8 protein-coding genes are annotated in these 8,453 nt (G+C 73.7%); all 8 read left to right on the top strand.

Annotation, left to right across the window (positions count from 1 at the left end; translation table 11 throughout):
• Positions 1-1,306 (top strand): dTMP kinase (tmk, locus tag F9B16_RS46630; protein WP_151546699.1); only part of this gene is annotated, 1,306 nt, incomplete at its 5' end.
• An 81-nt stretch (positions 1,307-1,387) separates the two neighbouring features.
• Positions 1,388-2,530, top strand: a complete 1,143-nt coding sequence (locus F9B16_RS46625; protein ID WP_151546698.1) for a DNA polymerase III subunit delta' — start codon at positions 1,388-1,390, stop codon at positions 2,528-2,530.
• Positions 2,531-2,752: 222 nt separating this feature from the next.
• Positions 2,753-4,459, top strand: coding sequence for a S8 family peptidase (locus F9B16_RS46620; protein WP_151546697.1), 1,707 nt, complete (start codon positions 2,753-2,755; stop codon positions 4,457-4,459).
• A gap of 68 nt (positions 4,460-4,527) precedes the next feature.
• Positions 4,528-5,007: a low molecular weight protein-tyrosine-phosphatase gene (locus F9B16_RS46615; protein WP_151546696.1), complete on the top strand. Its 480-nt coding sequence runs from the start codon at positions 4,528-4,530 to the stop codon at positions 5,005-5,007.
• A 1-nt stretch (position 5,008) separates the two neighbouring features.
• Positions 5,009-5,869: a fructosamine kinase family protein gene (locus F9B16_RS46610; RefSeq protein WP_151546695.1), complete on the top strand. Its 861-nt coding sequence runs from the start codon at positions 5,009-5,011 to the stop codon at positions 5,867-5,869.
• Positions 5,870-5,999: 130 nt separating this feature from the next.
• On the top strand, positions 6,000-7,034 hold the full coding sequence (locus F9B16_RS46605) for a hypothetical protein (RefSeq protein ID WP_225992565.1): 1,035 nt from the start codon (positions 6,000-6,002) through the stop codon (positions 7,032-7,034).
• Positions 7,035-7,092: 58 nt separating this feature from the next.
• Entirely contained in the window at positions 7,093-7,920 is an 828-nt protein-coding gene (locus tag F9B16_RS46600) for a PSP1 domain-containing protein (protein ID WP_225992564.1), read from the top strand.
• Positions 7,921-7,985: 65 nt separating this feature from the next.
• Positions 7,986-8,339 (top strand): hypothetical protein, encoded by a 354-nt coding sequence (locus F9B16_RS46595; protein ID WP_151546694.1) that lies wholly within the window; start codon positions 7,986-7,988, stop codon positions 8,337-8,339.
• The last annotated feature ends 114 nt before the right edge of the window (positions 8,340-8,453 follow it).

Below are 8,453 nucleotides of genomic sequence, written 5' to 3'. Positions count from 1 at the left end.
CGCCGCGGGCGCGATCGCCGCCGTCGCGCGGGTGCACACCGGCGAGCTCGGCGGCGGGGACGCGGGCTACGGCGCCGTCCTCACCGGGCTGGCCGCCGGGCTCGCCTGCGGGCTGTTCCTCGGCCCGCGCGTCCTCGGCCCGTTCAGCCGCCGCCGGCTTCTCGGGCTCGCGGTGATCGCCGCCGCGCTGCTGCTGGTCGTGGCCGCGCTCGTGCGGAACCTCGTCGTCGTGGCGTTCGTGACGGCGTTCCTCGGCGTCGCCGCCGGGGCCGCCTGGTCCACCGCGACCGCCGCCGTCCGCGACCCCGGCGACGAGGCGGGCGGCGAGCGTCCGCGCGCGTTCCTGCGGTCGATCGCGCTCGTCGCCGTGCTGGTCGCGGTCGCGGCCGTCCCGGCGGTCGCGGGCGCGCTCGGCTCGCACCGGCTCGACGTCGGCGACGGCTACGACCTCGACGGCTCGATGGCCGCGCTGCTGATCGCCGCCGTCCTCGCCCTGATCGCCGGGGCCGTCGCCTACCGGCGGCTGGACGACCGGCGCGGCATCCCGCTCGTCGCGGACCTGCGGGCCGCGCTGCGCGGCGAGGTGTACGTCCCGCCGTCGCAGGTCGCCGAGCCGGAGCCGGTCCACCGCGAGCGCGGCGTGTTCATCGCGTTCGAGGGCGGCGAGGGCGCCGGCAAGACCACCCAGGCGCGGCTCGCCGCGATCTGGCTGCGCGACCACGGCTACGACGTGATCACCACGCACGAGCCGGGCGCCACGAAGATCGGCATGCGGCTGCGCGCGATGCTGCTGGACCGGGACACCACCGGGCTGTCCGACCGGGCCGAGAGCCTGCTGTACGCGGCGGACCGCGCCGACCACGTCGCCAACGTGATCCGGCCCGCGCTGGAGCGCGGCGCGATCGTGGTGAGCGACCGCTACGTGGACTCGTCGCTGGCCTACCAGGGGTACGGGCGGCGGCAGCCGGTCGGCGACATCGCCCGCGTCAACGCGTGGGCGACCGGCGGCCTGCTGCCCGACCTGACCGTCCTGCTGGAGGTCCCGCCGGCGGACGGGCTGCGCCGGCTGTCGGCGCCCGCCGACCGCATCGAGTCCGAGCCGCAGGAGTTCCACGAGCGCGTCCAGGCCGGGTTCCGCGCGCTCGCCGAGGCCGACCCCGACCGCTACCTGGTGCTGGACGCGAGCCGCCCGCAGGCCGAGCTGAGCCGCGAGATCCAGTACCGCATCCGCGAGATCCTCCCGGACCCGATCCCGGCCGGCACCGAGGACGCGACGAGCACCTTCCCGGCCATCACCGACGTCTAGCGGCGCGTCCGCGCGTGCGGCGCCGGTCCGGGCGCGGGCGACGCGTCCCGGCGGAGGGCGCGCAGCCCTTAGCCTTGTTCCATGAGCGTGTGGGATGACCTGGTGGGGCAGGCGCCGGTCGTCGAGCAGCTGTCGTCGGCGGCCGCGGGGACGGGCGGCGGCATGGCGCACGCCTGGCTGTTCACCGGGCCGCCCGGGTCCGGGCGGGTGACCGCCGCGCGGGCGTTCGCGGCGGCGCTGCAGTGCACCGAGACGCCGCGCGGGTGCGGGCACTGCGCGTCCTGCCACCAGGTCCTGCAGGGGACGCACGCGGACGTCGAGGTCGTCCGCCCGCAGGGGCTGTCGTTCGGGATCAAGGACGCCCGCGCGCTGGTGCTGCGGGCGTCGTCGTCGCCGAGCGGGGGCGGCTGGCAGATCGTGCTGTTCGAGGACGCCGACCGCGCCACCGAGGGCGCGGCGAACGCGCTGCTGAAGGCGATCGAGGAGCCGCCGCCGCGGACGGTGTGGCTGCTGTGCACGCCGTCGGCGGAGGACCTGCTCGTGACGATCCGGTCGCGGTGCCGGCAGGTGACGTTGCAGACCCCGCCGATCGCGGCGGTCGCGGACATGCTCGTCCTGCGCGACGGCGTCGACCGGGACACCGCGGAGATCGTCGCGCGGGCCGCGCAGGGGCACATCAGCCGGGCGCGGCTGCTCGCGACGGACCCGCGGATGCGCCGGGTGCGCGACGGGGTGGTGGCGATCCCGCGCCGGCTGACCGGGGTGAGCCCGGCCGTCGCGGCGGCGGAGGTCCTGGTGAAGGCGGCGGAGGCCGAGCGCGACGCGCAGACGGTCGAGCTGAACGAGACCGAGACGTCGGCGCTGCGCAAGGCGCTGGGGGAGAGCGAGAAGGGCCGGATGCCGCGCGGGACGGCGGGCGCCCTGAAGGAGCTGGAGGGCCGGCAGAAGTCGCGGGCGACGCGGGTGATGCGCGACGCGCTGGACCGGACGCTGCTCGACCTCGCGTCCTATTACCGGGACGTGCTGACGCTCCAGCTCGGCGCGGGCGCCGACCTGGTCAACATCGAGCTGGCGCCGGAGCTGCGGACGGCGGCGTCGGCGGGCCGTCCGGAGGACACCCTGCGCCGCCTCGACGCGATCATGGAGTGCCGGGAGCGGGTCGCGGCCAACGTGAACCCGCAGCTGGCGTTCGAGGCGCTCACGCTCGCGCTGCGCACCGGCTGAGCGCTCGCGCATGGGCGCCGCTGCGCACTGGCTGAGCGCTCGCACCGAGTAGCCGCTGAGCGCCGGATGAGTGGCGCTATTCGACGGCTCGTCTGGGATTAACACAAGTCGTCCCTTTTTGTTACAACTCCGTACGCGTCTCTCAACAGACGCACCCGTACCGTCTGCTGGCCATAGCACGCCGAGAAAGGGCGAGCTCCCCCCATGGCCAGGAGGTCTGCTTTGCGGCGAGCCTTGATTTCCGCCGCGTGCGCCGTCGTCACCACGGCGGCGCTCGCGATTCCAGCGTCCGCGGCACCGGCCCAACCGCGGGCGAAAGGCGAGGCGTCGGAGTACGTCGTCCTCTACAAGGACGGCGTCTCCCTCGGCAAGGCCCACGACGCGGTGAAGGCGGCCGGCGGTTCGATCGTCCAGGAGAACACCGATGTGGGCGTCGCGACCGTCCGGTCCGCGAACCCGGCGTTCGTCCAGGCGGTGACGCGGCAGGGCGCCCTCGACGGCGCCGCGCACAACCGGGTCATCGGCGAGGCCCCGAAGGAGAAGAAGGCCGCCGCGAAGGTCGAGAAGACCGTCGGCGCGCAGGGCCCGGTTGCGGTGAAGGGCAAGCCGTCCAAGGACACCGAACCCCTCGCCGACCTGCAGTGGGACATGAAGCAGATTCACGCGACGGCGAACGGGTCGTACAAGGCGGAGCCCGGCTCGAAGAAGGTCCTCGTCGGCATCCTCGACACCGGCGTGGACGGGAACCACCCCGACATCAAGCCGAACTTCGACCGCAAGCTCAGCCGGAACTTCACGCACGACATTCCGACCGACGCCGACGGCAACGTGCTCGACGGCCCGTGCGAATTCAAATCCTGCGTGGACCCCGTCGACTGGGACGACAACGACCACGGAACGCACGTCGCGTCCGAGATCGCCTCCCCGCGGAACGGCCTCGGAACGGCGGGCGTCGCGCCGAACGTGACGCTGGTGAATCTGCGCGTCGGCCAGGACTCGGGGCAGTTCTACCTGCAGCCGACCGTCGACGGCCTCACCTACGCGGCGAAGCACGGCATCGACGTCGTGAACATGTCGTACTACATCGACCCGTGGCTGTGGAACTGCGCGAACAACCCGGCGGACAAGCCGGAGGACCAGCTCGAGCAGCGCACCATCATCGAGGCGACGCAGCGGGCGCTGGACTTCGCGCACCGGCACGGCGTCACGCTGATCTCGGCGGCGGGCAACGACTTCGTCGACTACACCAAGACCAACATCGACGACACGAGCCCCGACTTCCCGTCCTACCCGGGCGAGAAGCCGTACGAGCGGACGATCCCGGCGAGCTGCCAGTCGATGCCGTCCGAGGGGAAGCACGTCATCGCGATCTCGGCGACCGGGCCGAGCACCCGCAAGTCGTACTACAGCAGCTTCGGCAACGGGTACGTGGCGGTGGCCGCGCCCGGCGGCGACAAGGTCGACAACGCCGACCAGCGGCCGGACGACCGCGGCGGCATCTGGGCCGCCTACCCCGAGCGCCTCGCCAAGGAGCGCGGCGAGCTGAACGCGGACGGCACGCCGAAGGTGTCGTACGTGATCCGCAGCTGCAAGGGCAAGACGTGCGCCTACTACCAGTCGCTGCAGGGCACGTCGATGGCGTCCCCGCACGCGGTGGGCGTCGCCGCTCTCATCATCAGCAAGTACGGGCACCGCGACCGCGGCACCGGCGGCCTCACCCTCGACCCGGACTTCGTCGAGTGGAAGCTGCGCGGCAGCGCCACGCCCAAGGCGTGCCCGAGCCCGAGCACCGTCGAGTACACCTGGTACACGCAGGTCGACGGCAAGTGGGTGAAGCACACCTCCACGCAGACCTGTGAAGGCTCCAAGGAGCAGAACGGGTTCTTCGGCAACGGCATCGTGGACGCGCTCCACGCCGTCCAGCGGTAACCGCCTCCAGGCACGCGGCCCCCGGTCCCTCCCGGCCGGGGGCCGCGCTCATTGGGCATGATGGGGCCATGCCGTACCGAGTCACTTTCGTCTGCACGGGGAACATCTGCCGCTCGCCGATGGCGGAGGCGATCCTGCGCCACCATGTCGAGGAGGAGGGCCTGGACGTCGAGGTCGACAGTTCCGGCACCGGCAACTGGCATGTGGGCGACGGCGCGGACGAGCGGACGATCGCGGCGCTGGACCGGGCCGGGTACCGGTCGGCGCACGTCGCCCGCCAGTTCGAGGACAGCTGGTTCGACCGCTACGACCTGATCCTGGCGCTGGACGAGGGGCACCGGCGGGCGCTGCGGTCGATGGCGCCGGACGACGAGGCGCGGGCGCGGATCCGGCTGCTGCGCGAGTTCGACCCGGAGGCGGGCGTCGACCTGGACGTCCCCGACCCGTACTACGGCGGCCGCGCCGACTTCGACCTGGTGCTGGAGCAGGTGGAGGCGGCGATCCCGGGCCTGCTGGAGGAGATCCGGGCCGGGCTGAAAGCCGCCTGACATGCCTGCCACGCCCGGTGTGCGGGAGCGCGTGGAGCGGCTGCTGGGGAGCCCGGTGGAGTCGGTCGCCGGGCTCGGCTCCAGCCACGCGTGGACGCTGCACCGCGCGTCGCTCGCCGGCGGGCGCGAGGTGTTCGTGAAGGCCGCCCCCGACCAGGCGGGCGTGTTCGCGGCGGAGGCGGCCGGCCTGCGCTGGCTGGGGGAGGCGGGGCCCGGCACGCCCGTCCCGGACGTCCTCGCGGCGGACGACCGCATGCTCGTGCTGCCGTGGCTGCCGTCCGCCTCGCCCACCCGGGACGCCGCCGAGCGGTTCGGGCGCGAGCTGGCCGCCCTGCACACCCGCGCCCGCCCTGACGTCTACGGCGCGCCCTGGGACGGGTTCATCGCCGACCTGCCGCTCGACAACACCCTCGACGACCGCGGCTGGCCCCGCTGGTACGCCGAGCGCCGCCTCGAACCGTTCCTGCGCCGCGCCGAGCGGCACCTGTCGCCGGACGACGTCCGGCTCGTCGAACGGGTCATCGCCGGCATCGAGGACCTCGCCGGGCCGCCGGAGCCGCCGAGCCGCATCCACGGCGACCTGTGGTCGGGGAACGTCCAGTGGACGGACGGCCGGGCGGTGCTGATCGACCCGGCGGCGCACGGCGGCCACCGGGAGACGGACCTGGCGATGATGGCGCTGTTCGGGACGCCGTACCTGGACCGGATCCTCGCCGCCTACGACGAGTCGGCGCCGCTCGCCGAGGGCTGGCGCGACCGCGTCCCGCTGCACCAGTTGCACCCGCTGCTCGTCCACGTGGCGCTGTTCGGCGGCTCGTACCGCGACTCGGCGGTGGAGGCGGCGCGGTCGGCGCTGGGCTGACCTCACGGCCGGGCCCGCCCATCCACTAGGGTCGTTCCGCCTCGCGGCGCCCGGCTCGGACTCGAAGTGGTAACTCCGCCCGTCCCGGCGGATGCCGCGCGGTATATCAAAGGCGAGCAGTGGAGAGGCGGTGCGGACCGACCCCATGGACGGCGGGAACGGCGAAGGCAGGACCGGGATCCGGTTCCGGGAGGTGTGGCGGACCGCCCTGCCGGTCGGCGTCGCCGCGGCCGCGGCGCTGTTCGCCGGCGGCAGCGTCGACCTGGTCCACCGGCACCAGCGCGAGGCGAACAAGAAGCACGACGCGGAGGCGGCCGCCGCCGACACCACGCCGGCCGGCCCGCGCGCCGTCGTCGGCGTCACCCGCACGGGCACCGCGCTGACCGTCCGCGACGCCCGCACCGGAGCCGCCCTCGGCCTGCCCGTCGCCGCCCCGGACGGACGCCGGTTCCACCGCGTCGCGGGCGACGGCGACGCCTACGTCGTCGCGTCCTACGGCGCCCGGAAGGTCACGTTCCAGCGGCTCAAGCTCGCCGCCGGCGGGCGTCCCGAGTCCCTCACCGAGATCCCCGCCGCGACGATCCCCGGCGTCTCCACGGCATGGTCGGACCTGGCGGTGTCCGCCGACGGCGACCGCATCGCCTACGTCACCTACAAGGGCGCCCGCGCGCGCGTCGACGTCGTCTCGGCCCGTACCGGCGCCCGCAAGACGTGGACGACCCGCTACTCCGCCCGCGTCAGCAGCCTCTCCTGGGCCGGTGACACCCTCGCGTTCGTCTGGAACCCCGTCCGGCGCGCGCGCGGCACGTACACCGAGGTCCGCCACGAATTCCGCACGCTGGACACCAGCGGCGCCGCGGGCGACCTCAAGGCCAGCAAGGCCGTCACCGCCCTGCCCAAGGGCACGACCAGCGCGGTCGTCACCCGCGACGGGAAATCCGTCGTCGCGGGCGTCGTCTCGCACTCCGTCGCGTCCGTCCAGGCGTACTCGGCGGCCACCGGCGCGCCGACCAGGACCGTCTGGAAGCAGCGGCTGAGCGGCCGGATCACCGGCCTCGACGCGGGCGAGAAGGGCAGGCTGCTGATCGCCGGCAGCGACGGCCGCCTCTACGCCGAGGGCGCCGGCACGCTCCCCGGGACGGATCTCGCCGACGCCGCCTGGTGATCTTCGCCCGGGTCCGCCGTACAGTGGACGCACGAAACCGGGCGAACGGAGCGAAACCATGGGCATGGTGATGGCCGTCAGCTTCACCCGGTACGGCCGGCTCTACTACCTGGACCCGGGCCCGCACACCCCGAAGGTCGGCGACAAGGTCCTCGTCCCGACCGACGCGGGCCCCGAGGTCGCCGAGTGCGTGTGGGCGCCGCAGTGGGTCTCCGACGACATCGGCGGCCTGCCCGAGTGCGCGGGCCCCGCGACCGACGAGCACCTCGCCCGCGACGACGCGAACCGCCGCCGCCGCGCCGAGGGCCGCTCGATCGCCAAGCGCCTCATCCGCAAGCACGAGCTCCCCATGAAGGTCATCGGCGTCGACTACCTCGACACCGACAACGTCTTCAAGATCTACTTCACGGCGCCGCACCGGGTCGACTTCCGCGCCCTGGTCCGCGACCTCGCCCGCAACATCAAGGCCCGCGTGGAGCTCCGCCAGGTCGGCCCCCGCGACGAGGCCCGCCTCCAGGGCGGCATCGGCCCCTGCGGCCGCGACCTGTGCTGCGCCACCTTCCTCAAGGACTTCGAGCCCGTCTCCGTCCGCATGGCGAAGGAGCAGGACCTCCCCGTCAACCCCCTGCGCATCGCCGGCGCCTGCGGCCGCCTCATGTGCTGCCTCAAGTACGAGCACCCGCTCTACACCGAGTTCAAGGAGAAGGCGCCGCGCCTCGGCGCGAAGGTCTCCACCCCCGAGGGCGACGGCCAGGTCATCGGCTACAACGTGCCGGGCGACCGCATCACGGTGAAGGTCGGCTCCCGCCGCTGCTCCTGCCCGTCCGCCTCCGTCTGCTCCCCCCGCCAACAACACGACGCCCACTACAACGACCCCACCGACTGACGCCACCGCGCGAACGCGGCGGTGAACAGGGCCCCAGCGGGCCTGGCGCACTAGGGGAGCAGGACATGGCGCTCTGGGTGATGTTCTCCGAGCTCGGTCTCATCGAACTGCTGGCGCTGCGCGAGGGGAAGTGGCTGGGCTACGGGGCTTCCCTCGCGTGCGGCCTGATCTGGGTCGCCGTCGCCTTGGGATGGCTGGCCGTGGCCCACGGGAAGATGGGCCTCTCGGGAGAGAAGGCCGCGATGGTCCCGGCGATCACGCTCGCCTGGCTGATCGTGTGCACCCTCGGACGGCCCCTGCTCATCTTCGACCTGGCGGACGGCCCGAACGCGCCGCGCGGACTCGCCGGCCGCATCCTCATCAACCAGGTCCTCTTCATCGCCGGGATCATCGTCATCGTCATCATCGCCTCGCTGTGACCCGGCGCCCTCGGGCATGCGGGCGCCCCGGCGGGTGGGTGCCGGGGCGGGTGGGGGTGCGGGTGGGTCATGGGCGGGGCGGTTTGGGGAGGAGCTGGGCGAGGGCGGCGGTGG

Source organism: Actinomadura montaniterrae, assembly GCF_008923365.1.
Lineage (GTDB): Bacteria > Actinomycetota > Actinomycetes > Streptosporangiales > Streptosporangiaceae > Spirillospora > Spirillospora montaniterrae.
The sequence above is the reverse complement of the archived record's forward strand: the minus strand, read 5'-3'. Positions and strand labels throughout refer to the sequence as shown.